Source organism: Fictibacillus sp. NRS-1165 (genome assembly GCF_050468105.1).
Classification (GTDB): domain Bacteria; phylum Bacillota; class Bacilli; order Bacillales; family Fictibacillaceae; genus Fictibacillus_C; species Fictibacillus_C terrinigri.
Genome location: NZ_JBDPNU010000044.1, coordinates 67,822 through 94,396 on the forward strand (window position 1 = coordinate 67,822; position 26,575 = coordinate 94,396).

Annotated in this window: 22 protein-coding genes, 3 pseudogenes and 1 other annotated feature; of the genes and pseudogenes, 15 read left to right on the plus strand and 10 right to left on the minus strand. The window is 44.9% G+C overall.

Annotated elements, in window-relative coordinates; all coding sequences use genetic code 11:
• Positions 1-59: 59 nt before the first annotated feature.
• The 5 genes from ABHN01_RS18970 (at position 60) to ABHN01_RS18990 (ending at position 4,266) form a co-directional block, all read left to right on the plus strand.
• Positions 60-848 carry an arylamine N-acetyltransferase family protein gene (locus ABHN01_RS18970; RefSeq protein WP_429876806.1) on the plus strand — a complete coding sequence of 263 codons (789 nt, stop codon included), beginning with the start codon at positions 60-62 and terminating at the stop codon, positions 846-848.
• A gap of 318 nt (positions 849-1,166) precedes the next feature.
• Positions 1,167-1,391 (plus strand) — a binding site (T-box leader).
• Between the two features lie 50 nt (positions 1,392-1,441).
• A complete protein-coding gene (gene ilvA, locus ABHN01_RS18975; protein ID WP_429876807.1) occupies positions 1,442-2,713 on the plus strand; it encodes a threonine ammonia-lyase IlvA in 1,272 nt (423 codons plus the stop codon).
• A 121-nt stretch (positions 2,714-2,834) separates the two neighbouring features.
• Positions 2,835-2,966, plus strand: coding sequence for a hypothetical protein (locus tag ABHN01_RS18980; protein WP_429876808.1), 132 nt, complete (start codon positions 2,835-2,837; stop codon positions 2,964-2,966).
• Complete coding sequence (locus ABHN01_RS18985; protein WP_429876809.1) at positions 2,932-3,597, plus strand: hypothetical protein; 666 nt, start codon at positions 2,932-2,934, stop codon at positions 3,595-3,597. The genes ABHN01_RS18980 and ABHN01_RS18985 overlap by 35 nt, the downstream gene beginning before the upstream one ends.
• On the plus strand, positions 3,598-4,266 hold the full coding sequence (locus ABHN01_RS18990) for a hypothetical protein (protein WP_429876810.1): 669 nt from the start codon (positions 3,598-3,600) through the stop codon (positions 4,264-4,266).
• Here ABHN01_RS18990 and ABHN01_RS18995 read toward each other — a convergent pair.
• The 5 genes from ABHN01_RS18995 to ABHN01_RS19015 form a co-directional block, all read right to left on the minus strand.
• Entirely contained in the window at positions 4,263-4,925 is a 663-nt protein-coding gene (locus ABHN01_RS18995) for a TrkA C-terminal domain-containing protein (RefSeq protein WP_429876811.1), read from the minus strand. The two genes, ABHN01_RS18990 and ABHN01_RS18995, sit on opposite strands and share 4 nt — an antisense overlap.
• Positions 4,926-5,062: 137 nt before the next feature.
• On the minus strand, positions 5,063-5,416 hold the full coding sequence (locus ABHN01_RS19000) for a VOC family protein (protein WP_429876812.1): 354 nt from the start codon (positions 5,414-5,416) through the stop codon (positions 5,063-5,065).
• Positions 5,417-5,535: 119 nt separating this feature from the next.
• Complete coding sequence (locus tag ABHN01_RS19005; RefSeq protein WP_429876813.1) at positions 5,536-5,712, minus strand: RsiV family protein; 177 nt, start codon at positions 5,710-5,712, stop codon at positions 5,536-5,538.
• Positions 5,709-6,242, minus strand: coding sequence for a DUF4163 domain-containing protein (locus tag ABHN01_RS19010; protein WP_429876814.1), 534 nt, complete (start codon positions 6,240-6,242; stop codon positions 5,709-5,711). The genes ABHN01_RS19005 and ABHN01_RS19010 overlap by 4 nt, the downstream gene beginning before the upstream one ends.
• The gene (locus ABHN01_RS19015; protein WP_429876815.1) at positions 6,196-6,432 is read right to left on the minus strand and encodes a hypothetical protein; all 237 of its coding nucleotides are present in this window, start codon (positions 6,430-6,432) and stop codon (positions 6,196-6,198) included. The genes ABHN01_RS19010 and ABHN01_RS19015 overlap by 47 nt, the downstream gene beginning before the upstream one ends.
• A 645-nt stretch (positions 6,433-7,077) precedes the next feature.
• Here ABHN01_RS19015 and poxB point away from each other — a divergent pair.
• Positions 7,078-8,802: a ubiquinone-dependent pyruvate dehydrogenase gene (gene poxB / locus ABHN01_RS19020; protein WP_429876816.1), complete on the plus strand. Its 1,725-nt coding sequence runs from the start codon at positions 7,078-7,080 to the stop codon at positions 8,800-8,802.
• Between the two features lie 339 nt (positions 8,803-9,141).
• On the opposite strand, the gene mngB is transcribed toward poxB, so the two are convergent.
• The 3 genes from mngB to ABHN01_RS19035 all read right to left on the minus strand — a co-directional run bounded on the left by mngB (position 9,142) and on the right by ABHN01_RS19035 (position 14,591).
• Entirely contained in the window at positions 9,142-11,751 is a 2,610-nt protein-coding gene (mngB, locus tag ABHN01_RS19025) for a mannosylglycerate hydrolase (protein ID WP_429876817.1), read from the minus strand.
• A 32-nt stretch (positions 11,752-11,783) separates the two neighbouring features.
• Positions 11,784-13,706 carry a PTS 2-O-a-mannosyl-D-glycerate transporter subunit IIABC gene (gene mngA / locus ABHN01_RS19030; protein WP_429876818.1) on the minus strand — a complete coding sequence of 641 codons (1,923 nt, stop codon included), beginning with the start codon at positions 13,704-13,706 and terminating at the stop codon, positions 11,784-11,786.
• A 153-nt stretch (positions 13,707-13,859) separates the two neighbouring features.
• Entirely contained in the window at positions 13,860-14,591 is a 732-nt protein-coding gene (locus tag ABHN01_RS19035) for a MurR/RpiR family transcriptional regulator (RefSeq protein ID WP_429876819.1), read from the minus strand.
• Between the two features lie 112 nt (positions 14,592-14,703).
• Between ABHN01_RS19035 and ABHN01_RS19040 the strand changes: the two are divergent.
• Positions 14,704-15,400, plus strand: a pseudogene (locus tag ABHN01_RS19040) (polysaccharide deacetylase family protein).
• A gap of 40 nt (positions 15,401-15,440) precedes the next feature.
• Here the strand turns inward: ABHN01_RS19040 and ABHN01_RS19045 are convergent.
• Together ABHN01_RS19045 and ABHN01_RS19050 are read right to left on the minus strand one after the other, a co-directional pair.
• Complete coding sequence (locus ABHN01_RS19045; RefSeq protein ID WP_290397985.1) at positions 15,441-15,887, minus strand: hypothetical protein; 447 nt, start codon at positions 15,885-15,887, stop codon at positions 15,441-15,443.
• Positions 15,888-16,003: 116 nt separating this feature from the next.
• Positions 16,004-17,746, minus strand: a complete 1,743-nt coding sequence (locus tag ABHN01_RS19050) for an ABC transporter ATP-binding protein (RefSeq protein ID WP_429876820.1) — start codon at positions 17,744-17,746, stop codon at positions 16,004-16,006.
• 356 nt (positions 17,747-18,102) lie between these two features.
• Here ABHN01_RS19050 and ABHN01_RS19055 point away from each other — a divergent pair.
• From ABHN01_RS19055 to allD, 8 genes and pseudogenes are all read left to right on the plus strand, one after another.
• A pseudogene (locus ABHN01_RS19055) lies at positions 18,103-18,495 on the plus strand (hotdog fold thioesterase).
• A 145-nt stretch (positions 18,496-18,640) separates the two neighbouring features.
• Positions 18,641-18,787 (plus strand): hypothetical protein, encoded by a 147-nt coding sequence (locus tag ABHN01_RS19060; protein WP_429876821.1) that lies wholly within the window; start codon positions 18,641-18,643, stop codon positions 18,785-18,787.
• Between the two features lie 291 nt (positions 18,788-19,078).
• Complete coding sequence (uxaC, locus tag ABHN01_RS19065) at positions 19,079-20,512, plus strand: glucuronate isomerase (protein ID WP_429876822.1); 1,434 nt, start codon at positions 19,079-19,081, stop codon at positions 20,510-20,512.
• A 262-nt stretch (positions 20,513-20,774) separates the two neighbouring features.
• Complete coding sequence (locus ABHN01_RS19070) at positions 20,775-21,773, plus strand: LacI family DNA-binding transcriptional regulator (protein WP_429876823.1); 999 nt, start codon at positions 20,775-20,777, stop codon at positions 21,771-21,773.
• 101 nt (positions 21,774-21,874) lie between these two features.
• Positions 21,875-23,353 carry a tagaturonate reductase gene (locus ABHN01_RS19075; RefSeq protein ID WP_429876824.1) on the plus strand — a complete coding sequence of 493 codons (1,479 nt, stop codon included), beginning with the start codon at positions 21,875-21,877 and terminating at the stop codon, positions 23,351-23,353.
• A gap of 70 nt (positions 23,354-23,423) precedes the next feature.
• Positions 23,424-24,431: pseudogene (locus tag ABHN01_RS19080) on the plus strand (zinc-binding alcohol dehydrogenase family protein).
• Positions 24,432-24,582: 151 nt separating this feature from the next.
• Positions 24,583-25,545: a sugar kinase gene (locus ABHN01_RS19085; protein ID WP_429876825.1), complete on the plus strand. Its 963-nt coding sequence runs from the start codon at positions 24,583-24,585 to the stop codon at positions 25,543-25,545.
• A 13-nt stretch (positions 25,546-25,558) separates the two neighbouring features.
• Positions 25,559-26,572: an ureidoglycolate dehydrogenase gene (allD, locus tag ABHN01_RS19090; protein ID WP_290397991.1), complete on the plus strand. Its 1,014-nt coding sequence runs from the start codon at positions 25,559-25,561 to the stop codon at positions 26,570-26,572.
• The last annotated feature ends 3 nt before the right edge of the window (positions 26,573-26,575 follow it).

The following is a 26,575-nucleotide window of genomic DNA, read 5'->3' on the forward strand; positions in this document are numbered from 1 at the left end:
AATGCTCCTCCATTCTGCTGAAAAAAGCGATGACAGGTGAATGGCGAGGAGGATCTTTTATGAGCAAACTAAATGAACTATTCCGTAAAAGGCTCAACATTCCAGAAAGCGAAAATATTACGTTTGAAACGTTGGATCAAGTGCTTGAAAAAACGGCAACGGCCATACCTTTTGAAAACATATGCGTTATTGATAATAGAACACGTGACATTTCAAAAGAAAATCTAATAGAAAAAATTCTGGTGAAAAAAGAGGGAGGTCTTTGTTACGAGTTGAATTCGCTTTTTTATTTCTTCTTGATTGAAAATGGATTTCATGCAGTCCTCGCGCGGGGGGTCGTTTACGAAATTGCTGCTCAAGAGTACCAGACCCTTGGGAGGACTCATGTAACGATACTTATCACTCACGAAGAACGAACGTATTTAATCGATACGGGTTTTGGAGGCAATTTGCCTCTAAGGCCGGTCCCTTTAACCGGAGAAACGGTAACCTCCTATAATGGGGAATTTCGGATTAAAAAAATGAATAGTGAACATGGAGATTATGTGCTTGAGTTGAAATTGAGACATAAAGATAAAGATTGGCGAATTGGGTATGCCTTTGATTCCAAGAAAACGATAACCGACGTATCCGAATTTAATGAAATTCAAACCATTATTTCCGAACACAAGAACTCGCCCTTTAATAAACATCCATTAATGACCCGGCTGACCAATCAAGGGAACGTAACACTGACCCCAACCTCTTTTACTCAATGGGAGGATGGTAACGTCACAAAAGAAAAAGTGGATAAGGTAAGATTCAAAGAGCTGGCGATACGGCATTTTGGGATACACCCTGATTCATAATGACCTAATCAAAAAGGCTTTTTTAATAATTTCCGAATCCCTTGACCGATCCTTTTTACCCCATCGGCGATGAGTTTTTCATCTACTTGAGAAACGCTGAGCCTCAGAGTGTTTTCTTTTCTGAATTCAGGAAGGTACATCCTCTCGGTACTGTCGAGCAATAGCTGATCTTCTCTCAAACGTTCAATCAATTGAATCGCTTTGATGGGGGACGGAAGTTTAATTGGTTGCGCTTACATAAAAAGAATATTCTAAATTTACAATAAACTTGTTGACTTGGCATTTTGAAGCTGTTAATCTTAGTTTTAAAATTGAACACGAAAGTCGATGACGAGAACAGTAGGATAATATTTTTGTTGCACAGAGAGTCGGTGATGGTGGGAGCCGATGAACAACCATTATCTGAAGATCATCTCGGAGATACAAGGCTGAAAGGGGAAGTAAGCCTTGTCGGGTAATCCGTTATAGTGTCTTTTAGACTGGAGAGCCGGAGTTTTTTTGCTTCGGAACTAGGGTGGTAACGCGAGCTGACTCGTCCCTATTGGGGTGCGAGTTTTTTTTATTGAAAAAAACTTATTGAAGGAAGGAAGAGGATGATGGAACAGGTACAGCAACGTCAAAAAATGGTGCTCGTCGAAGATATCATGATCGCAAATCAACGAATCAAAGATGTGGTCCTCCATACGCCGCTGCAGTATAATCCGCTGCTGTCCGCACAGTATGACTGTAAACTCTATTTGAAGCGGGAGGACTTGCAGGTTGTTCGCTCCTTCAAGCTCCGTGGTGCATACAACCGGATCAAAAAGCTGAGCCAGAGGGAACTCGAGAACGGCATCACCTGCGCGAGTGCCGGGAACCATGCCCAAGGTGTCGCTTATTCCTGCCACCTGCTGAAAAGCAACGGCAAGATCTTCATGCCTACGACAACGCCAAAACAAAAGGTGAATCAGGTGAAATTTTTTGGCGGTGAACATGTGGAGATTGTTCTAGCTGGAGATACGTTTGACGATGCGTATGAAAAGGCGATTGCCTGCAGCGAGGCCGAAAAAAGGACGTTCATCCACCCGTATGACGACGTCGATGTGATTTCCGGACAAGGCACGGTGGCGGTGGAGATTTTAAATGACTGCGACGAAAACATTGATTATTTGTTTGTTCCGATCGGAGGCGGGGGCCTCGCTTCGGGTATAGGAACGTATTTAAAGAGCGTTTCTCCGCAAACGAATCTGATCGGTGCTGAACCGGCGGGTGCTCCGGCGATGAATGAATGCATGCTGCAGGGGAAACATGTTTGTCTTGACCACATCGACCCGTTCGTTGATGGGGCGGCAGTAAAAAACGTCGGGGCGCTTACGTACGAGATCTGCCAGGAACTCCTCGATGACATTGTTGTTGTACCAGAAGGAAAAGTATGTTCAACCCTGCTTTCGCTCTACAATCAAAACGCGATTGTCGCTGAACCGACCGGCTCTCTTTCCCTCGCTGCTCTGGATGAGTATGCTGATCAAATCAAAGGGAAAACGGTCGTCTGTATCGTGAGCGGCGGCAATAATGATATCGGCCGCATGCAGGAGATCAAGGAACGCTCCATGATCTACGAGGGCTTGCAGCATTATTTCATCGTTCATTTTCCGCAGCGTGCCGGTGCGCTTCGTGAGTTTTTGGATGAAGTGCTGGGACCGGATGATGATATCAACCGCTTCGAATATACGAAGAAAAATAACAAAGAAACCGGGCCGGTGCTGGTCGGCATCGAGCTCAAGCATAAAGAGGATTATCCGGAGCTGATCCAGCGAATGAACCGCAAAGGCTTTGCCTATCAAGAAGTGAATAAAGACAAGACGCTGTTTCAGCTGTTGATTTAGGAGGGAGATGACGTGCAGGACGCACGTCATCTTTTTTATTCAAAATTTCTGTGCGTCTAAGAAGTTTGTTCATGTGGAATAATTGCATTATCTAACGAGTAACGAGATAAGAGGTTATATCATGAATCCAAGCGTTCAGGATAAAAAGTTAAACAAAGCGGTATTCCATTTTATATTTCCTTTTTTGATCAAGCCGGATAATGAGCAAGCTCTGATGAATGAATTTGCTGGACGAAAACAATCAGCATTTTAATATAGAGGATAAACAGCTGGAACAAGCATTCTATGGGGAAAATCAACGGGTGTCCCACAGAAATATGGAGCATTATTATTTGCCTTTTACATCTAAAATCCTCTTCCCGCCCCGGAAGGAGGATAGGGGATTTCAGCGTTTTTCCAAATCAATCGACCAAAAAGTATCGGTAGTCGAGTATTTCACTCTTCCATTTCTTCTCCTCTCTGTCGATGTCATCATTTGTCCATTTGGATTGGGCTTTCTAAGCTTACGGACAGAACTCGCAAATAATGACTTAACGTATACTGAGGCTTTAGAATATGCGGCCAGATTTAGAGTGATGGAAGATCGTACAACCCTGGATAAAAAATCGCAAATTTCATACCAGGGCCGTACTTTTAATCAAGTTGAACATTTCATTTTTGAAACAGTAGCCCCCATGATCCTGCCGCATTTTGATAAGGAAGGAATCAAGGGTTCTCATTTTGAAACATTGCCCTATTTTATTGATGAATGGATGTATGTTCAAGGTTTTTTTTCATTTGAAGAGGGCGAATCCATTGATGAATCCGATATTTATCGAGCTGGGCAGCTGGATGGTATGGATGAAAAGGGGCAGCCATTTATCGGTGCAAGCAGCAAACGGTAATTGAAAGGGTATATTAAGGAACAAACCTACTGCCGCTGGGAACCGGATACTTACTATGTTACAGACCGGAATAGTTTTTGCTGTTTGACCAACCAACAAGGAGAAGTCCTGGACTCTCTGATCAGTCAAATGTATGGAGAATATTATTATAGTCTGCTGCTCAATTTATTTCAAAAGATTGTCCTATTAAAATTAGCGAATGAATATTCGCAGGTGAAACTTGAATCCGATCGGGAGAAAGTAGAAGACTTGATTCGATCCATTACCCGGTTTTCATCTGAATATTTCTTTTTGGAACTTGCATCTCAAACTCAGGGCAGAGAAATATTCGTTCAGTTGAGGAAGGTGTTTGGCACCCAAGAACTATATGATGATGTTAGAAACACGCTTTCGAGTTTATTTAAATATCAATCCAATTTTTCATCGGAACGAAACGGCTATCTGTTGTTAATCTTAACTCTCTATACCGTCGTAAGCGGGATTTATGGAATGAACCTAACCATTGAAGATCTCAAAGGCGATATAAACTGGGACAAGATGGCGGGATACTCATTGTTTGAATATATTGCCTTGATTACGGCGATGAGCGGATTAATCATTGGCATTCTGCTGGGAGCGACAAGCATATACAATTGGGTCCGAAAAAAACGGAGAGTAAAACAGGATTAGTTTTCTTCTCCGAATTTAGCATTTATGATTTCTTCTTTGCCATAAACGATGACACGATCGCCATCCTGAAGCTCCTTCTTATTCAGGTTTTCTCGTATGGGCCTGTTCTCACGAATTAGGGATAAGACATGCAGGTCTTCTCTGGGCTTGATCAAAGACTCTATTTTTTGCCCGACAAAAGGAGAATCGCCCTGTATATGTATGGAAGTAACATAATCATCGTCTTCAAAATAAAGAACTTCCTTTATGGGCAGCTCTGACAAAGGATACGTATCCTTCGTTTCTTCTTTCAATTTTTTTGAGAACGTTTGTTTTATGATAGGTAATTTTAATAGGAAAAGAAGGAGGATCAGGATGGAACAGATGACCGTTAACTCTGTTGTCTGAAAATTATCAGAAAGTATATTGCTGATGGAGGAGATAATCACGGCCAGTGAAAATGCGCCAAAGAGGATAAGGAAGGCGCTGATCTTCCTTCGTAGCGGGTGATCAATGATTAACTTTGATTCATCCGTAGTAAAACCCGTACCGGTCAGCATGGAGATGACCTGATATCTCGAAATTTCAGGTTCCAGTCCTGTATACACAAGCAATGTTGAAGCGATTTCAATGACAAGTGCAACAAATAAAAGATATAAAAAAATGAAGAAATAACCCATAATGCCTCCAAATGATATGTTATCTGTAATTATTCCAAGTACTCATGCATTTAACCATCATTAAGAGGCAGCGAGAGGGGAGTGAGATCCGTTGCTACTCCTCACCGTTTTCAGAATGGCAAAACACTAGCCATTCATTAACACTTGCAGACCATGAGATGATTTCCATCCGGGTCTTTAAAATTAAAATAGTGCCCATGTTCGATTTCAGTTGTTAACTGGACTTTCTTGCCTTTCATATATTCGTAGGCTTCCTCAATATTGTCCGTATTGAAATGGAATAAGGGTGTGTTCACAATCGTTTCTTCTGAAAAGATCTTGCTGTCCAATACAATCCCCGCACCCTTCATCGGCAGGATATAAAGATGGCCGAACAGTATTTCCCCATCTGCCGGTAAACCTAAAAGATCACAATACCAATCCCGAGCGTGTTCAATGTTGTTTACAGGAATAAAGACCGTTCCGATTTGATTTAAAATAGGACTGTTCAAAAAGAAACCTCCAAATCTTTTTTTTCGTTCATGTAGTACATTCCCCTTTTTTTCGGATCCTCCTTCTGGTTGAAGGAAAATGAAAAAAGGAGAAGGGGGTCCCTTCTCCTGGATTCTGCTTATTTGTAAACGGACAAAGGTATGTCCACGGCAGGAGTTCCAGCTGCATAAGGGGCAACCGAGTACTCGCCGAATTTCAAAGTAATACCATTAAAATTAAAGTAAAACTCCGCATCACGTTTAATATTTACATCACTTTGACGGGTGACATAAAAAGTATCTTTATGCTGTTTCATATAGTTATACGCATATTTCTGTACAGCTTTGTATTTCGCATCACTTGTAAGAATGCTCTCAGTTTAATTTCCTTGCCGTCGCTGACCGTAAAATTATATCCTTCGAGGGATGACATCCCGTGCGCACCGCCAGTATATTGATAGTCCTGGAAAAGAACACTCAGCTGCTTGCCATCATTATATTTAACGGAATAGCTGGATTGGTATTCATAGTTGCAGGAGGAAGGATACTCCTTGCATATTTTATCTCCCTGTGCCTCTTTTTCGTCTTTCAGCAACTGAAGGTATTCATTGTATGATGCTTTGGCATGGCTCAGCAGTACAGCGTTGATTTTATCCTGAGCTTTTTTGCTTTTTAGTCCGGCCACTTGAGGATAGGTTACAGCCTTCGTATTTTTATATAGATGTTTACTGATCGTTACACCTTTAAAAAATTTCAGATACTTGGTAGAGACATAGGCCTTCTTGCTTTTATAGCGGATCTCAGACCAGCCGGATTTGGTTTTTGAAATAAACGGACACCGTCGCACCGGATTTTAAAGAGCCGACGATTTTGGCATTTACGCTTGGAGCGTTTCGGACATTTAATGTTGTTTTAACACTAACAAACGCGGTCTGTACGGATGCGGCCTTTGCCTCGCTATTCACAAAAAATACGGAAGCAATCAAAGCAAGCGCGATTGCAAGCATGATGAAGCGGAAGATTGATTTTTTCATCATTACATGACACCCTTCATTTATTTTTTAACACTAGTTGATGACGCGTTTTGCGCTGATCACTTTTGTCTTCCAATAAGCGTCTTTTATGTTAATCGATTTAACACCCTTTGATGCTGCAGCGATGACTGGCTGCCTCCACTGTAGATTCCAGCAAAGGAAGGTTTCTTTTTGCTGTTGAGATCAAAGAATACTAAATCGCCTTTTTTTAGTTGAGATGAACAGCTGAACGGGATTAGCCTGTGCCTGGAATTGAGTTTTGGCTTGAGTTCCCGCGGCAGCCTGCGTCTCAAACCCTGCTGGCAGGATGAGTAATGCGGCTAATACAGAAACGACTAACCTTTTTTGATTACGTTCCTCCAATGAACCTTTTATGTAATCCAAAGGATCGATCGCTATATTACATTTATGTTACAAAGGTTACAGTGAAATTACAACAGGTATTTTAGACTATTTTTCCAAAAATGAGCCATACAGAATTTCTGGGCGAATCATCATAGTCATACGAAACTGAGGTTTCCGCCAGCACACGAGCGGGTAGAAATTTTTTAGGGAATGGCTCAAACTCCCGAATATTCCTAACTATACAAGGGACAATATGGAAGTATTTGTGTAATTGAGGCAGTAACTGAAAAAGGAGACTACATAATGAAGAAAACCGTTGCTGATCTATTGGTCGATTCGTTAAGACACGCTGGAATTGAGCGAATTTACGGGATTGTGGGCGATTCGTTGAATGCGGTGCTGGACTCCATTCGCCGGTCGGGAAAAATTGAATGGATCTCGGTCCGTCATGAAGAGGTCGCGGCCTTTGCTGCGGGCTCGGATGCCGTTTTAAGCAATAGTATCGCCGTCTGTGCGGGTAGCAGCGGTCCAGGGAACCTCCATCTGATCAACGGACTTTACGACTGCCATCGCAACCGGATCCCGGTGCTCGCTATTGCGGCGCACATTCCAAGCAATGAGCTTGGCGGAGATTATTTTCAGCAGACCCGTCCAGAAATGCTGTTCAGAGATTGCAGCCATTACTGCGAGGTGCTTACTCGTCCGGAACAGATGCCGCGCATGGTCACGATGGCGATGCAGCACGCGATCGGCAAAAAAGGCGTTTCAGTGATCATATTGCCGGGTGATGTGGCTTCCCTTCATGACGAACAGAAGGTGCCGGAACAAGTGATTCATGTAACAGAGCCGGTGATTCGTCCATCAGAAAACGAGCTGCAGAAGCTTGCGGATTACTTGAACAAAGGAAAGAAGGTAACGTTGTTATGCGGAGCGGGATGTGAAGGTGCGCATACTGAGGTGATGGCCTTATGTGACGCGCTGAAATCTCCAATGGTCATCGCGCTCAGAGGGAAGGAGCACCTCGAGTATGACAATCCTTATTCTGTCGGACTGACGGGGCTCATCGGGTATTCGTCCGGTTATCATGCGATGATGGACTGCGATGTGCTGCTCATGCTTGGGACTGATTTTCCGTATCGGCAGTTCTTCCCGGAAAAAGCCGTTATTTTACAGGTTGATATCCGGGCGGAGCACCTTGGACGAAGGGCTGCCTTAACGTATGGATTATGCGGGGATGTCAGGCATACAGTCGAGTCACTGCTCCCGTTAATAAAAGTGAAGAAAAGCACGAGTCACCTGGACAAGCATGTGAAGGACTATGCGAAAGTGCGCAAAGACTTGGACAAGCTGGCCACCGGGAAAAAAGGCAAAGCACCGATTCATCCGCAATATTTAACAAAAGTGGTCAGTGACCTCGCTGACGAGGATGCGGTTTTTACTTGTGATGTGGGGAGCCCAACCTTATGGGCGGCTCGTTACTTGGAGATGAACGGCAAACGCCGGCTGTTAGGATCGTTCAATCATGGCACGATGGCTAATGCCATGCCGCAAGCGATAGGGGCACAGGTCTCACAAAGAAAGAAGCAAGTCGTCGCTCTTTCCGGAGATGGCGGACTCTCCATGCTGATGGGTGATCTTTTGACGATCAAGCAGCATCAATTGCCGGTAAAAGTGGTGGTGTTCAACAATGAGTCACTGGCCTTTGTGGAGCTGGAAATGAAAGCGGCGGGATATTTGGAAACCGGTACAGGCCTTGGACAAACCAGCTATGCCGCCATCGCGGAAGGAATGGGGATCCACGGTATCCGTGTCGAGGATCCGGGTGACCTGGAGGGCGCCGTTAAACAAGCGTTTAAACATAAAGGCCCCGTCCTCCTTGATGTGGTCGTCAACCGCCAGGAGCTGGCGCTTCCGCCAAAAATTGAGTTCGAACAGGCGCATGGATTCACGCTCTGGATGCTCAAAACCGTGCTCAACGGCAAGGGAGACGAACTGATCGAACTGGCGAAGACGAATCTGTTTAGATAGCTTTTATGAACAAGTGACATGCAGAGTGAGCGCATGTCACTTTTTATTTGTATTTAAGAGTGCTTGTTAGACGTACTATTGCTTTGTAAGGAAAGCTGATAAGAGCAAATACTATGGCTTCGCATATTTGTGGTTACAGGATTTAACTCGGAGATGGCTGGAACTCTGATTTTATCTGTATTCACATGGCTTTTTCGCTCATTTACTATCGGAATTATTTCTAGTTTGAAACCTGTTCTAATGAAAACTTTCATTTACATGTAACTTCAAACGAACTAGCTGCTTCGTCTGGCAGCTTTCACCCAAATGAAAAGGCCCCATCAGAGGCCTTTTTCGTGTTTAAAATAGAATTGTTCTTACTTGATTAGTTCGAACCCGAGTTCCAAACGTGTTGTTTTGTACTTTTAGAAGTTTCATCGGCTGTTCATTCAAATTGGCCAACTGTGCTTCTTCCACAGCATGCCGTGCTTCAAAAGACGCGGAGATTTCTTCGTCCGTTGCATTGTAAAATCGCAGCACATAGCGATCTTCTTTTTCTGCTTTTTTCAGCGTGCTCAGCACGGCACCAGGCTGTACCTCGTTTAAGAAGCTGTAGCTGAGCGGAGTTTTTATTTCTGCATTGTTCAGCTTCATGGCGTTGAACGGGATCTTGTTATAGAAATGGATCGGTGTGAGATACTCTTTCGCCATTCGTGCCACATTTGCTTTCAGCGTAGAGTCTGAATGAATCAAAAGTGAGAAGTCCAAAGAAATCCTCCCAAGCAATTGTGAGTCAGGTGTCGGAAGTTTAATACCAGAAGGACGTCCTGGCCTTCTCAGCATATTTTCCTTTCCGAGAACACCCACACTTCTAAACAGTGTAACCGCAATGGTGTCATACTCCTCACCGACAATTTCATATTCCCGCGAGCTGTTTGTCAAAAGACTAACGCCATATTCCTTGTCCGATAAACCAGCATATGTCAGCATCGGATAAATGCTGTCAGGACGTTCGTCCCAGTCTTCCTCTTCCCAAATATCCATCGCTTCATCGATAACATGGCGCGTAATTGATCCAAATTGATTATCGGAAACAGAGAAGGAGGAAGCAATGCCCGTTGGAATCAGCGCTCTCAACCGATGATCTTTTGCATGGTTATCGATATCAAAAGCGACCTTAATGATCGGCTTATGATGAGCAACCGTTACAGTGATCTGAACATCAACAGAGCTGTTTGCCAACAGGTTCTTTCGATCGTCCAGGTTTTCCGGAACAGTCAGGCTGTATCGAATGGTAATAACAGCTTCAAATTGATTCTGTTTAATATTCACATCCGCTTTTGCTTTATCACTGTAGATCAGCTTTTCGTCTGGCAGGGGGGAGAAGTCGTACTCATCACCGTCATCTCCGCCATCCTCCAGCATCAGGATATTACTGAAACGCTTGTTTAGTTTTTTATCGAAAATATTTAGTGTTCCGTTCGGATTGACGGTGATTTTATAAAAGTCCGTTTCCACTTGATCGACTGCAGATTCAGAGCTTCTCACTTCCGTGTCACTTTCCGTCACAAAATATGTTTTATATCCCATGGCTGGAATACGGTCTTTCAATTGAATGGTGTACTTGATAAAAGGATCATAGTTTCCATAATGAACGATTTGGCGGTCGATTAAGCCCGGATCCATAATTTCCTGGTCCAGAACCTCAAATTCCAGCTCAGCATTATTTTCATCCACCAGTTTAAAGGAGCCCAGTTTAGAAATGACACTGGCAGTCATCACATCCTCGCGCTCATATGGCAGCAGGTTGAAAGCGCAAAGGCGGTCCTGTTCCGTTTCTGTAGCCATTGAATCCACAATCTTGCGTTTATAAAAGTGAATGAGCTGGTCGACTTTTTCCTCTGCAAGGAAAAAACGGTTGGATATTTCCTGATGCACCTTGTCCGAGCAGCAGCATCCGATACTGTCGTGAGCATGGTTCTTCATGATCTCTTTCCAGATCGGCTCGATCAGCCCGTGATGATACTCAAAGCCAAGACTGTATGCCAGGGAAGCGAGCGGTTCTAAAATATTGGTGATCTTGTTCTCAATCCTGGTATTGGCTGCCTTGATGTCCATGCGGGTAGAGTAGATGCTGCGGTGAACACGGGAATATTTTCCGTCCAGGAATTCGCCTGTTAACGTTGGAAGTTCTTGATTTCTTTCAAGCTCCGCAAAAATATTTTCATAGCGGCTTAAAAAGAATTCACGGTCTGGATATAGCTTTCGCAGTTTTTCCATAATCGTAAAGATATTCTTCTGAATCGGCATCTGGTCATGTCCGTTTGGCAGTATGATGTTCCCGGTTGTTGCTCCGCGATCCAGTACGGCGAAATATTTATTGATACGTTCCTGAAGCTTCTCCTCATCCTCAGGCAAATATTTACCGATGGCATAGCCCAGTGGAAACAACTGAACGAGGACCTTTGAACCTTCGTCTGTCTCCCAATAAAATTCTGTTTTGTCCGTACCGTGGCGCTCAGAAGTTCCCCGCCAGAAAATAGAGTACTTAATGTCAAAGCCGTTTAAGATCTGTGGCATTTGTGACGATTGTCCGAATGAATCGGGCAGATAGCCGATCATCATCGGACTCCCGAATTCTTCGCAATCCTTCAGTCCATAGAGGAGATTGCGCACGATGGATTCTCCACCTACCACCATTTCATCTGTTTGGGTATACCACGGTCCGATAATCAGCCTGCCTTCCTGAACAAGTTTTTTCACTCGATCTTTGTTCTCGGGTTTGATGGCGAAATAGTCTTCGAGTATGGCAGTCTGTCCGTCGAGAACATAGTGGGGATACTCAGGATTCGATTCGAGCATCTCCAGGATTTCTTCCATGTTGTTGACAAGCAATATTCGAGATTCCTCCGTTGAAAAATACCACTCTCTATCCCAATGCATATGGGGAACGATATGAACGTTTTTCATGATGTCCTCCAATTTTCTCTTTTGATTTCACATTAAGCCGCAGCTTGTGATGACTGTTTCTCTTTTCGCATTTTTCTTTGCCGGGTTGCGATCAATAAAACCATTGAGATGGCTCCTCCGATAAGAGCTGCTCCAAACCAGATGCCGCCAGCTGCAAGTAATGGCTGCCCTTTTAATAAAGCAAGAGAGAAGATGCCTGCGCCCGGTACATTTAATCCGATGTGGAAGTAGGAAACGATGGCTCCTGTAACGGCAGATCCAGCAATCAATGACGGAATGACGCGTAAAGGATCATTGATCATAAACGGAATGGCTCCTTCCGTAATCCCCGCTAAGCCGAGCAGCCAGGTTTGCTTTCCGATTTCCTGTTCGGCTTTTGTAAAATGTTTTTTTCCGAGAATGGTTGCCCCTGTTACCGAAAACGCGGAGACCATTTTGACAGAGGCGAACGTTGCATAAGGGACAATATTTCCGCTCGCCATCGCGCCAATACAGAACGTGTAAGCTGCTTTATTCACGGGTCCCCCCAGATCAAAGGAAACCATGGCACCGATGATGGCACCCATAATCAAGGCGTTTGTGCCAGACATGCCTTTCAGCCAGTCGATCAGACCTTCGTTGACGAAAGCCAATGGCTTGCCGATAACAAAAAGCATGATCGATCCAACGACGAGCGTTCCGACGACGGGATACAGCCAGAAGCTGATAAAACCAGCGAACGTCCCTTTAGGTTTGACCGTATTCTTCAGGGATTTTATGAAATAACCAGCCAAGATTCCGCCTAGCATACCTCCTAGAAAACCACTGCCGATCAAGTTGGCGGCAACCCCTGCAGCGAACCCGGGGCCCAGTGCAGGTTTATCGGAAATGGAATAGGCCATGTAGGCTGATAGAATGGGAACCATCATTGTTCCAAGCAATGTTCCCCCAAGCTGTCTTAACAGCCAGAGCCATGATCCTTCCTCGTTGAAGAGGCCCTGCAGATCAAAGGCCTGAGAAAACAGTACAGCTGCAGCGAGTGTCATTCCCCCGGCAACGATGACCGGAATAATGTAGGAGATACCAGTTAAGATGGAGTCCTTGATCTCTGTTTTAAAGCCCTTGCTGTCATTTTCTTTTGTTTCAAGAGAGAACTCTTTTCTGTTACCGCTTTCAGATTTAGCCAGCGCTTGATTGACAATATCCTTTGCCTTTTTAAGCGGGGCAGCAACAGAAGTTTTCACCTTTGGCAGGTGGCTGTACCGTATTTCATCTTTGACTGCTACATCCGTTGCAAAAATGACAGCATGGGCTTGCTGCAATTGAGCATGGGTGTGTTTGCCGTCAATACCGTTGGCGCCTTGCTTCTCAACGATCACGTTTACGCCAAGTTCGTTTCCGGCCTTGACCAGGGCTTCAGCAGCCATGTACGTATGTGCAATGCCTGCCGGGCAGGCGGTAACGGCAAGAATGGTCTTGCTGAGGCTTTGTCCTTGCTGATCCGCTGCTTTTGGCTCTCTTTGTGGATCGAGTTTTTGAAAGAGATCATGATTGGATGTGGAGTGAAGCAGCTCGTTCTTATACTCTTCATTCGATAAACGGGTCACGAGTTCAGCTAAAAGCGAAAGGTGAGTAGAGCCTGCCTCAGTTTCAGGAATCGCCAGTAAAAAGATCAATTCCACTTCATTGGACGGATCGATGCTCTCCCATGTTTTGATCGGCTCGTCCAGTGTAATAACAGCGAAGGCGGCTTCTTTTACAGCCGTTGATTTTCCGTGCGGAATGGCTAAACCGCCTTCAAATCCAGTAGGAGATAAAACCTCCCGGTCCATTACTGCCTGGTAAAATTCTTCTTTAGAATGGAGTTTGCCTTGCTCGTCCAACCTGTCAACCATATATTTGATCATTTCATCTTTGGAATGAAAGGCTTGTTTTGTACTGATTAAATCTGGAGAAGTAAGCCTCTGCAGCAACATAATGGAACCTCCCTTATCTTGGTTCTTTCGTAATGTGCCTTCATACTAGCATAAAAAAAATAAGAAGAATTTTTCTTCTTATTTGTACACTGGGTTTTTTAAAAATAGCGCTTTCATGTGTAATTATACACAGATGTCTTGTCGGTTTTGAACCTAGTTTTGATTAGCCTTCCAGTAAGTTTCTGACAGGGCCCTCAGTATGATCATAATTGGCATTCGGTCTGTAATGTTATAGCCGTTTAGCTCTTCTCTTGGAGCGTAGCAATATAAGTGAAGATGAGCTAACCTATGCAGAGAGGTCTGTTTGAAATGGGTGAGGGAAATAATTTTCACATTTCTTTCTCGGGCAAGCGCCGCCATCTCAAGTACTTGCGGCGTCTCACCGGATAAACTGATCAAAAACAGAACATCGTCTGTTTCCATCCGATTAATTTCATGCATGGTCTCATGGCGATGTATTTCAAAATCTGCTTTCTTTCCTGATACCTTCAGATTTTTCACCATCATCTCGCAAAAGGGTGCTGTATCGCCAACGCCGAAAAAGAGCACTCTTTTTGCTTCCTGCAGCCATTTAATGACTTGAACGAGTTTTTCTGAATCAATCAGGTCAATGGTCTTTTTCAGATTCACATGGGGTCCGTTTTCTTGTAGAGTTTCACTTTGTAATTCCTCTTTAAGGTTATTTTTCAGTTGGGAGTAGCCGTCATAACCCAGCTTTTTCGCAAAGCGAGTGATCGTATTGGGGACTGTGAACAGTTCGGCTGCTAATGCCTGTATGGATAAACTCACCACTTTGTTCTTATGATGTGAAATGTATTCTATGATTTGGTCGTCTGTGTCGCTTAGCTTGTATTCGTATTTATAAGCCCGTTCCTCAAAGCGCATGACGGATTCACCTACCATCCTGACTTTTTATATCTCATTATATCAAACGCGATCAACTCTCAATTCCATTTGGTATAATGGAGAAAAATATATAAAACACCCGAGGTCGCCAATGAAAAAATATATACGTATTCTAATGGTGTTTCTGATTCTTTTTCTCGTATTGGCAGGCACCTATAAATTAATGAACGCCCGCAATTTCCAGCTGTTGGCGGGTTGACAAGCCATGTGGAAACCAAGCAAAAAGTAGTTGCGATCACGTTTGATGACGGCCCGACAATGAATGTGGACAAGCTGCTGCCGATTCTCGAACGATACCACACCAAAGGGACCTTTTTTCTGATCGGAAATGAACTTGAGAAGAATATGGAAGAAGGGAAGAGGATTGCAAAAGCCGGCCATCAGATCGGCAATCACACCTATTCCCACAAGCGGATGGTGCTCAAGTCACCGTCCTTTATCAAGCAGGAGCTGAAGAAAACAAATGCGCTGATCCGCCAGACAGGGTACGAGGGGACGATCGACTTCCGGCCGCCCAACGGCAAGAAACTGATCGGACTGCCTTATTACACGAACAAACTCAATATGGATACGATCACATGGAACCTTGAACCGGATACATACTATACGGCCGTCTCTGATAAAGTCCGTTATGTCACCAAAAATGTGAAACCGGGCTCGATCATACTGTTCCATCCGATGTACGACAGATCCGGCAATGAGCAGGATCGATAGAGAAGACATTGGACGTGTTATCCAAAAAGGGCTACAAGTTCGTGACGGTGAACGAGCTCCAGAAGAACGGGTAAAAAGCAAAAGGCACAACCCGAGGGTTGTGCCTTTTGCTATTTAGTCCATTTTTCGGCAAGGCTTGCTGTTTGGATTGGATAGAATACGATGTGCCTTTTCAATATCTGACACGGCCATATATAAGGTGTTGTCTTCTCCGATGTAGATGGAATTAATACATACTCTGCACCACAGCAGATGGTAAATCGCACTAATCTGACCAGGTATGCCTGGTGTCAAAATAAATTGAATGATGGTTTTCTGCCTATAGCATACACTAAACTTTTTGAGGATCTTTTTCAGGTTCCAAAGATCCTCGCAGCTTTTATCTTCAGCACTTCCAGCGACCAGCCTCACTGTATTCAGGAAATTCCTGTTTCCCGCCGCACGTGTCTGTTCAAAAGCCGTGATGTTTCCGCCTAGGTCCTCAAGCTCTTTTAAAATACAAGCAATAGTTTCGTCACTGGCGACAAAAAGAAACTGTTCTCTTAATTTATAATTGAACATTCTGCTGTTCCCCCCTAGGATTCCTATAGTATATGCAGGCGTTCAGGACTTGTCCTAGGACAGAACAACCAAAAAAATCGGCCTCCGCGCCTGCGTGAGCCGATTTCTTAAAATCATTATACCTGTAATTCAAACTGTTTGGCGTACAGATGAGCATAGACACCATCTCGAGCAAGCAATGCCTCGTGTGTGCCTTCTTCCACAATGCCATCTTCAGTTAAGACGATGATCCGCTCTTCCTTGCGAATCGTGGACAGGCGATGTGCGATGACGATCGTTGTACGCCCTTTTGCTAAGTGTTCGAGTGAATCTTTAATGATGCTCTCACTCTCGTTATCCAGTGCGCTCGTTGCCTCATCTAATATGAGGACTGGCGGGTTTTTTAAGAACACACGGGCGATGCTCAATCGCTGTTTTTGGCCGCCGGAAAGCCTGACGCCGCGCTGCCCGATTTCGGAGTGATAGCCGTTGGGCAGGTTCATGATAAAGTCATGGGCATTGGCTCGCTTGGCTGCCGCCACAATTTCCTCGTCACTCGCCCCCGGTTTTCCATAGCGAATGTTATCCATCACTGCCCCCGAGAAAAGGTACACATCCTGCTGAACGATACCGATTTGATTTCGTAAGGACTTCAGGTCAATGTCACGGACATTCCACCCGTCTACAAGAACCTCACCCTCTGATACATCATAAAAGCGGGGGATGAGCGAGCATAGTGTCGTTTTTCCCGCACCCGACGGACCAACCAATGAGACGTATTCACCCGGGTGTACCCGCAGCGATAAATCGGCGAAGACAGGAGCGAAATCATCATCGTAACGGAAAGAAACATTCTTGAACGATATCTCGCCATTCACCCTATCAAGTTTCACGGCATCTCGCTTACTCTCGATCGCCGGATTCACATTCATGATTTCCATAAAGCGCTGGAAGCCGGTTATTCCTTCTTGTAGCTGGGTGCTCATATGGGTCAGCTTTTGAATCGGTTCGACCATATAGCCGATGTACAGCAGAAACGTGATGAGATCCGCCAGATCCAGCTTGTGATGAACAATACTGGCACTGCCGAACACAATCACCGTGATTGTAATCAGCTGAATGAGCGTTTCAATACCATCGTAGTAGATGGCTTCCGCTTTGTACGTACTTTTTCGGCTTTCGAAGAACCGCTGATTTTCCTGATTAAACTTCCTGATTTCTGCCTGCTCATTGGCGAAAGATTGTACGACCCGGATTCCGGAAAGGCTGTCCTCGACCTGTGCGTTCACGTCTGCAATCCGCTCTTTGTTTCTTTTATATGCCCGGTTGAGCCATTTATTAAGAACGAGGGAAAAGACACCGATGATCGGCAAGAAACAGAAGACAGCGAGCGTTAATGGTGCATTGATCATGAACAGGATCACGAAGGCTCCGATAAAACGGACGAGATACTTCAGGTAGTCCTCGGGACCGTGATGGTACAGCTCGGAAAGCAGCAGCAGGTCATTCGTGATTCGGGACATGAGCTGGCCGGTCTTCTCCTTATCGTAAAAGCTAAAGGAGAGCTTTTGCATATGCGCGAACAGCTCGCTGCGCAAGTCTCGTTCCATCCTTCCGCCGACTTCATGGCCTTTGTAGTCCACTACGTAGTTACCGATATTCTGAATGGCGACTAAAATGAGCATCAATCCGCCAATCCAGTACACTTTGCCCAGTGCAATGGACAAGTCTCCCTCAAGAACATCTTTTGTAATGTACCGTACGAGCAGCGGAATGACCAGGGTGACAGCGGATGCGATAAACGCACACGCCAGCACCGTAAGAAACAAACGTAAATATGGTCTGTAATACGAGAGAAATTTTTTTATTGGAAAATGCATGTTTTACCCCTTTGTGTTTTGAGCTAGGCACACATAAGGGGGTACACCGTTACCCTTTAAGAACGTGTTCCACCCTCATATGCTTGGAGTGATTGAGTTCTCGTGTTTTTCATTTAAATTCCTCCTTGTTTATTGTTATTTCCATTGTAAGCGATTTCCCCTTAAAAGTGTGACTGCATTTTTACAAAAAGTGATTCGAGATGGAAATTTTTAACAGGATGCTTCAGCATGAAAAGGGGAAAATCACGTATGCAACATTTTGGAGGACGATGGATACCCCCTGCTTTTTTCTTGTCGCCCGGCTCATGTCCTATATTCTGAAGATATAGTCAATTTTACATAAGGGGTGCAGAGGGATGGAGATGAAAAATTTAGAGGATACGATGCTGGGCGCGCTTGGGATTGAAATTGTGGAACTGTCAGATGAAAAAGCAGTAGCTACTATGCCGGTCCACGCCGCGACCCATCAGCCGTTCGGTCTGCTTCACGGCGCAGCGTCTGTCGCACTTGCGGAAACCATTGCAAGTGTTGGAACCTATCATTTTATTGATGAGGAAACGGAGATGGCGGTTGGCATGGAGATCAACGCGAACCATCTGCGCGGCAAGCGTGACGGGATCGTTACGGCCACAGCCATACCTCTCCATTAAGGCAGAACATCGATGATCTGGGATATCAAGATTACGGATGAGGAAGGAAAGCTCGTCTGTGTTTCCCGCTGCACGATGGCGATTATGGCAAAAAGATAAGGGGGGAGAGGGTGCCGCATTGCGATGTGACACCCTCTCGTATTGTAAAAGGCGGATTCTAGAGAAACAGCCAGAGTTTTAAATCTAATTTTGTTATCATCCTTTTTCATTAGTGATTGGGATATAATTTCCTTGAGGGGATACCATGAGAGATTTAGGAAAAGCAAAATTTCCTGCTGAATATTGGGAGGCCATCATAAATAATGATTCTGAATTTGATAACGTATTCTTTTTGGGATTTCCTGCTCATGGTTTTATGCATTCTTACACTTCCTTTAATAATATTTACTAATGAAATTCTATAAGTTAAAGGAAGTGAAATCTTTCTTAATCTTGCTTTCTCATACCCAGTTTGTGTGCTAATGTGGCCAATCATGATGTTTGATCCGATGAAAAGTCGGAAAATTTTCAAAAAGTATTGTACTTCAGCAGGGGGCATTGTACAATAAACCACATCGGAAATGTTAACGTTAACAAACCGATTGCTCCTTAACGGCGATTCTCGAAATACCCAGGAGAAACCGTTTCTTTTATCCGAAAAATGGTAGCGTTAACATTATTAAACAAGAAAGATGGTGAAATGATGGGAAAGTTTATGGACGAGGATTTTCTGCTTAAGAATGAGACAGCAAAGGTACTTTATCATGACTATGCAGGCAAGATGCCGATTATTGATTACCACTGCCATTTAAGTCCTAAGGAAATCTATGAAAATAAAACATTCAAGAATATTACGGATGTGTGGTTATCTGGTGATCATTATAAATGGCGTGTCATGAGGGCAAATGGTATATCCGAAGAGTACATTACGGGGACTGCTTCAGATTACGATAAGTTTATGGCGTGGGCCAAAACTGTTCCGATGACGATCGGGAATCCATTATACAACTGGACCCATTTGGAGCTGCAGCGTTTCTTTGGAATCCATGACATTGTAAATGAAAAGAGTGCCCCGGAGATCTGGGAGCGGACAAACGCCCTGTTAAGCGGTGGAGGGTTTGGAGCAAGAGAACTCATCACCCGTTCTAATGTAAAGGTGATCTGCACAACGGATGATCCGACAGATACACTCGAGTACCATGCCCTTTTAAAAGAGACTAAAGATTTTCCGGTCAGCATTCTGCCCGGCTTTCGGCCGGATAAGGGGCTTGAGATCAACCGCGATACGTTCCTTCCGTGGGTCGAAAAGCTTGCAGAAGCGGCTGGACATACGATCGAATCCTACGGCGATTTTCTGGAATCACTGGAATCGAGAGTTCACTATTTCCATTCACTTGGAGGAAGGGTTTCGGACCATGCGATAGATTCCATGATCTATGAAGAAACGACCCTAGCGGAAGTATCTGAAATCTTTAAAAGGCGATTGTCGGGAACACAGGTGACCCATGAGGAGGAGAAGAAATACAAGACCTATACGCTGCAGTTCCTAGGGAAGCTGTACGCGGAATTGGATTGGGCGATGCAGTTCCATATTAATGCACTCCGAAACAATAACACGAAGATGTTTAAGCTGCTTGGTCCTGACACGGGCTATGATGCCATGAATGATGGCGAAGTTGCGAAACCGCTCGTTCAGCTGCTGGATTCGCTGGACCGTGTCGGCAAACTGCCAAAAACCGTTCTCTATTCTCTGAACCCAAAGGACAACTATGTGATCGCCAGTATGATTAATAGTTTTCAGGATGGCATCACACCCGGAAAGATTCAGTATGGAACCGCCTGGTGGTTTAACGATACGAAGGATGGAATGCTGGATCAAATGAAAGCGCTGTCCAACGTTGGACTTTTCAGCCGGTTTATCGGGATGCTGACGGATTCCCGAAGTTTTCTATCGTATACGCGGCATGAGTATTTTAGAAGAATTGTCTGCAATCTGATTGGAGAATGGGTGGAAGATGGAGAGGTACCGGAAGATTTGGAGCTTTTGGGCTCCATCGTACAAGGGATTTCCTATGAAAATGCGAAGGAATATTTTCAGTTTCAAGACAAAGAGGCAGGCCGTCCTGCATCGGTGTGAAACCGTAAAAAGAAATGAGAATCTCTTGACTTAAAATCAAATAATAACAGGGGTGAAACATGAGTACTGCACCGGCAAAAGACGTTATGCCTGCTGAGGCAGCAAAGCCGCTTTCCCTTAAGGAAAAGGTCTCATATGGCTTTGGGCATCAAAAGGGATAACTCATTTTGAAAACGTGATCATCTACAGTTTGGGTATGGGGTACATCGTGATAGAATAGAAAAAACGGTTTTCCTAAGAGGATGCAAAAGGATGAAAAGACATGGTAACGATAAAAGACATCGCAAAATTGGCTAATGTTTCTCATACAACGGTTTCGAGAGCATTGAATAATAGCCCTTTAATTAAGGAACCGACAAAACGAAAAATACTTGAGATTGCCTCCCATCTGAACTATACGCCAAATTACAATGCGAAAAACCTGGTCATGCAAAAATCCCATACGATTGGGCTGTTTTTTACGAGCATCAGCAACGGAACCTCGCCGAGCTTTTTGGCAGACACAATCAAAGGCGTCAACAGTGTGATCAGCCAGGATTTTAACCTGTTCGTACGGGGAATCGACGATTATGATGATTTCACTTCCATCAATAACATGAGGTTCGACGGCATCATTCTAATGAGCCAGAGTGAGACCGACAATACGTTCATTTATCACGTCCTTCAAAAGAACATTCCGCTCGTTGTACTCAACCGCGAAATCCAGGGCCAAGATATCATCAACCTGCTGTCAGATGATCAAGAGGGTTCCCGTCAGGCGGTTGAATACCTGATCACCAATGGGCATAAAGATATCGCCATTATTGAAGGGAAGAAGGGTTTTAAATCTTCACAGGAACGGAAAGAAGGATACATGGCGGCTCTTATGGAATATAAGCTTCCGATACAAAAGGAATATATGGTAAAAGGCCATTATGACATGCAGAGCGGATACCGTGCGATGGAGGAGCTGATGGAACTGAGGCAGCCTCCTACTGCCGTGTTCTGTTCCAATGATGATATGGCGATCGGTGCCATGAATGCGGTGTTTGCCAAAGGATTAAAAGTTCCTGAAGATATTTCCATCATTGGGTTTGATGATATCGGTTTTGCGCAGTATACCACTCCAAGACTGACAACCGTTAAGCGTCCGGTAGAAAAAATCAGCATTAAAGGTGCGAAGCGTCTTCTTGCTGCCATCGGCGGCAGCAGTGCTGAGAGTGAAGTTCTTTACGAAAAAACATCCTTGATCCTCAGAGATTCGGTAAAAAGCTATAGTTAGAAATTCGGAGATTTTCACATGATCCTCGAAGGCTTGAAAAAACCCGTTGGGCTTTTTCAAAAACATTATTGTTAACGTGTGCATTAAAGGAGGGTTTTTTGTTGAAAGGATTAAACCGAGCATTTTCCGATTATCCGGTCTACCCTGAGAGGGTGCTTCAGTTCGGGGAAGGGAATTTTCTAAGAGGCTTTGCCGACTGGCAGATCCAGATGCTGAATGAAAAGGCTGGCTTTAACGGCAGCGCTGTCGTGGTCCAGCCGAGGGGTTCTGGCAAAATTGAACGATTAAACCAGCAGGACGGCCTTTTTACGCTTTACTTACAGGGGATCAAGGACGGGCAGACGACGAGCGCGCATGTTGTGGTTCATTCGGTCAGCCGCGGCATTGATCTGGCTGCAGATTATGGGAAGTTTGTAGGACTGGCTGAAAAAGAAGAGCTTCGTTTCATCATTTCCAATGCGACAGAAGCCGGTATTGCGTTCGAAGAGGATGCGAGGCTGGAGGAGCGGCCACAAAAAGGATTTCCGGCAAGATTAACGGCTTTTTTGTACCACCGGTATCAGGCCTTTCAAGGGGATGTCAATAAAGGATGCGTCATTATCCCGTGTGAATTGATTGAGGATAATGGACCGAAGCTGCAGCAGATCGTTCTGAAGTATGCGATGCATTGGAATCTGGAGGAGGCATTCATTGATTGGCTTCAATCGGCCAATACCTTTTGTTCGAGTTTGGTCGACCGAATTGTTCCCGGGTTTCCGAAGGACACGAGCGAAGAAAAGGAGGAAGAGCTGGGCTACAGGGATGAGCTTATGGTCGTTTCCGAACCCTATTATCTCTGGGTGATCCAGGGACCGGAATGGCTTAAACAAGAGCTTCCTTTTGAAGAGGCAGGTTTGAACAGCTTTATTGTGGACGACTTGGCGAAATACCGTGAACGAAAAGTGCGTATTTTAAACGGCGCCCATACGGCCATGCTTCCTGTTTGCTATTTATATGGGTTGCGTACAGTGGGTGAATCTGTCAGCGGTGAGGTAACAGGCCCTTTTATCAAGGATCTGATCACAGAAGAAATTATTCCGGCGATGGATGATCCCCAGAATGAGATGAAAGTCTATGCGGAGGAAGTGATGGAGCGTTTCATGAATCCTTACATTCATCATTTCTTAAGAAGCCTGGCGATGAATGCGATCTCCAAATTCAAAGCACGGAATGTTCCCTCCGTACTGGACTTTGTAAAACGAAAGGGAAAGCTGCCTTCCCGCCATGTATTTGCGCTCAGCGCCCTTCTTTACTTCTATAAAGGAAAAAGGGGAGAGCAGGAGATCCCGCTGGACGACAGTCCGGGAGTCGTAGAAGGATTCTGCAGTCTATGGAAAAGATTTGATGACAAAGAAATCACGATAGAAGAATTGGCTGGCGAGGTGTTGTCCAATGAACTGTGGTGGGGAACGAATCTTGCTGAAATACCTGATTTAACGGCAGTTGTTGCGTCTAACCTCACAGCCATTGAGGAACAAGGGATGAAGGCTGCTCTTCATGGATTAAACACTGCCATTTCAAGCAAAGGAGTTGTGAGATGAAGGATTACATGCAGATTCGAGAAAATGATAACGTGATTCTTGCCCTCCGTGACCTGGGGAGGAAACGATGATGAAAGGAATCGTTTGTGAAGAGCCGCATTCTTTTAAGCTAAAAGACTATGAAATACCTGTTCCAAAGGAAGGAGAAGCCCTCGTCCGCATACGCCGGGTTGGCATATGCGGCACGGATTTGCATGCCTTTACGGGGAATCAGCCTTATTTTACGTATCCTCGCATTCTCGGCCATGAGCTATCCGGTATTATTGAATCCATTGGCAGGAATGTGTATGGATTAGAGCGGGGAGATCAGGTGAGCGTCATTCCTTATATACAGTGCGGTTCATGCATAGTCTGCAGGAACGGTAAGACCAACTGCTGTACAGACATGAAGGTGTTGGGAGTCCATGCTGACGGCGGGATGAGACAATGGATGTGTGTACCTGCTGATCATCTGCTCAAAGCAGAAGGGCTTACCTTGGATCAGGCTGCCGTTATTGAACCGTTAAGCATCGGGGCACATGCTGTGCGGCGCTCACGGATAAAGGAGGGTGAAACAGCACTTGTTATAGGAGCAGGTCCGATCGGGTTTGGCGTCATGAGTTTTGCAAAAGCAGAGGCGCCAGAGTGATTGCGATGGATATCGATCAGGAGAGACTGGATTTTTGCCGACAGTGGCTGGATCATATTGAAACAGTAAGCGCGTTGGAAGACCCGATTCAGCGCATTAAGGAACTGACCAATGGAGAGATGCCGGCCGTTGTCTATGATGCAACTGGAAATGCCCGGTCAATGATGAATTCGTTTGAATATACAGCCCACGGAGGAACTCTGGTCTATGTCGGCCTGGTGAAAACGGATAGTACCTTTTCTGATCCTGATTTTCATAAAAAGGAACTCACATTGATGGGAAGCCGACACAGAAGAAGATTTCAAGCAAGTGTTAAAGGCTGTCCGAGATGGGGAAGTGGATGTTTTGCCTTATATTTCCCATCGGTCCAATTTAGAAAGGATGATTGCTGATTTTGGTGCATGGCTGCAGCCTGAATCCAAGGTTGTAAAGGCGATGGTCGAACTGTAATAAACAGAAATTTTAAAATTTGTAGAAAACAAGTATTGCAATTGTAAGGGTTTTCATTTAGAATTCAACTAAACCGGTTTACCAAACCGATTTAGTAGAATTCTTATTTTGTAAAATACCCTCCCATGGATGATTAGAAAAAGAAAGGGGTATGAATTTGTCAACGAATTTTGGAATCTTAACGCTCGGTGATGCGATGATCACCTTAAATCCGGCAACTACAGGACCTTTACGGTTTGTTTCGGCTTTTGAACGAAAAGTAGGAGGGGCAGAACTGAACTTTGCCATCGGCTGTGCCAGACTGGGCCTTCGGTCAAAATGGATCAGCCGGCTTGGGAAAGATGAGTTTGGAAGAGCGATATATACTTTTGTGAAAGGCGAAGGAGTCGATATGACGGATGTTGCCATGGTCGAAGGGTATCCCACTTCTTTAAATGTGAAGGAAATCCGTGAAGATGGATCTGGGAAAACCTTTTACTACCGCCATCAATCACCTGTATTGACCCTAGAGCCAGAAGAAATAAAGGCTGAGATGTTTGAAGGCATTGATGTTGTCCATCTGACCGGTGTCTTTTTAGCGATCCACCGCAAAAATATGGATATTGTTCAAAAGGTGATCTCTATCGCTAAAGAAAAAGGAATCATCATTTCCTTTGATCCAAACATACGGCTGAAGATGTGGAGCATAGAAGAAGCAAGAACAGCGTATCATACGCTATTTCCAGATATTGATATTTTACTGACAGGAAGAGATGAGATTAAGAGCATCATCGGAAGTGATGAAGAGAAGGAATTAACCTCACTGGCAGAGCGGTACTCGATCGGTCAGCTTGTCATTAAGGATGGTGCTGATGGTTCAGCGCTTTACGCTGACGGGCAGTGGCTGCATAAGGAGGCCTTCCCGGTGAAACCTGTCGATACGGTCGGGGCAGGCGATGGATTTGATGCCGGGTACTTGTATTCGCTTCTTCACGGGTATGGACCCGAACAACGATTGGAATTAGCCAATGCTGTTGGAGCGCTAGTGACCACCGTGTCCGGTGATAATGAAGGGCTGCCGCTATTGGAGGAAGTTTTGTCTTTTATCAATAAAGAAGCAGTTGTTGAACGCTAGGAGGCTATTAGTTATGGGAACGGTTAAAATCTCGGCAGAAGAAGCTAAGGAACTGGTCATACAGAAGCTGATTTCGGCAGGCTTGAATGGGGATGATGCGGACAAGGTGGCAGAGGTGCTCGTCCATGCTGATCTGCGGAATGTAAATTCACATGGTGTACTTCGTACGGAACATTATATGAACCGGCTCAAGGCGGGCGGAATTAATCCTGAAGCAAAACCGGTCTTTAAAGGGACAGGTCCTGTGACGGGAATCGTGGACGGCAAGGATGGATTCGGACACGTCATAGGCGATATCGCAATGGACCATGCGATCCAGATGGCGCAGGAAAATGGCGTCGGAATGGTGACGGCAGTCAACAGCAGTCATTGCGGAGCGTTAAGCTATTTCGTACAAAAGGCGGCCGATGCCAAGCTGATCGGTATTGCGATGAGCCACACGGATAAAATTGTGGTCCCTTTTGGGGGAAAGTCTTCGTTCTTGGGAACCAACCCGATTGCCTATGGAGTACCATCTAAATTGAAGAAGCCGTTTATCTTGGATATGGCAACTTCCAATGTGGCTTTCGGAAAAATTCTTCAGGCCCGGGAAGAAGGGAAAGAGATTCCTGAAGGATGGGGCGTGGACGAAAACGGCCGAGCCGTCACCGATCCGAACAAAGTCGTTTCGCTTTCTACATTCGGGGGGCCTAAAGGCTATGGGCTTTCCGTCATCGTTGATGTATTCTCCGGTCTGCTCGCTGGAGCAGCGTTTGGCCCTCACATTAACAGTATGTACGGCGACCTGGACAAAAAGCGAAAACTCGGCCATTACTTTTGTGCTATCAACCCTTCGTTCTTTACAGACAGGGACGTCTTCCTGGAGCAGATGGACAGAATGCTCGAAGAATTGCAGAACGCAGAGCCGGCTCCGGGATTCGAACGTGTATATGTGCCGGGAGAAATCGAACAGCTGCATGAGGAACGCAACCGGGTGGAAGGAATTACGATTGCAGAAAGTGTTTATGAATTCCTAAAAAGCAGGTGAGAA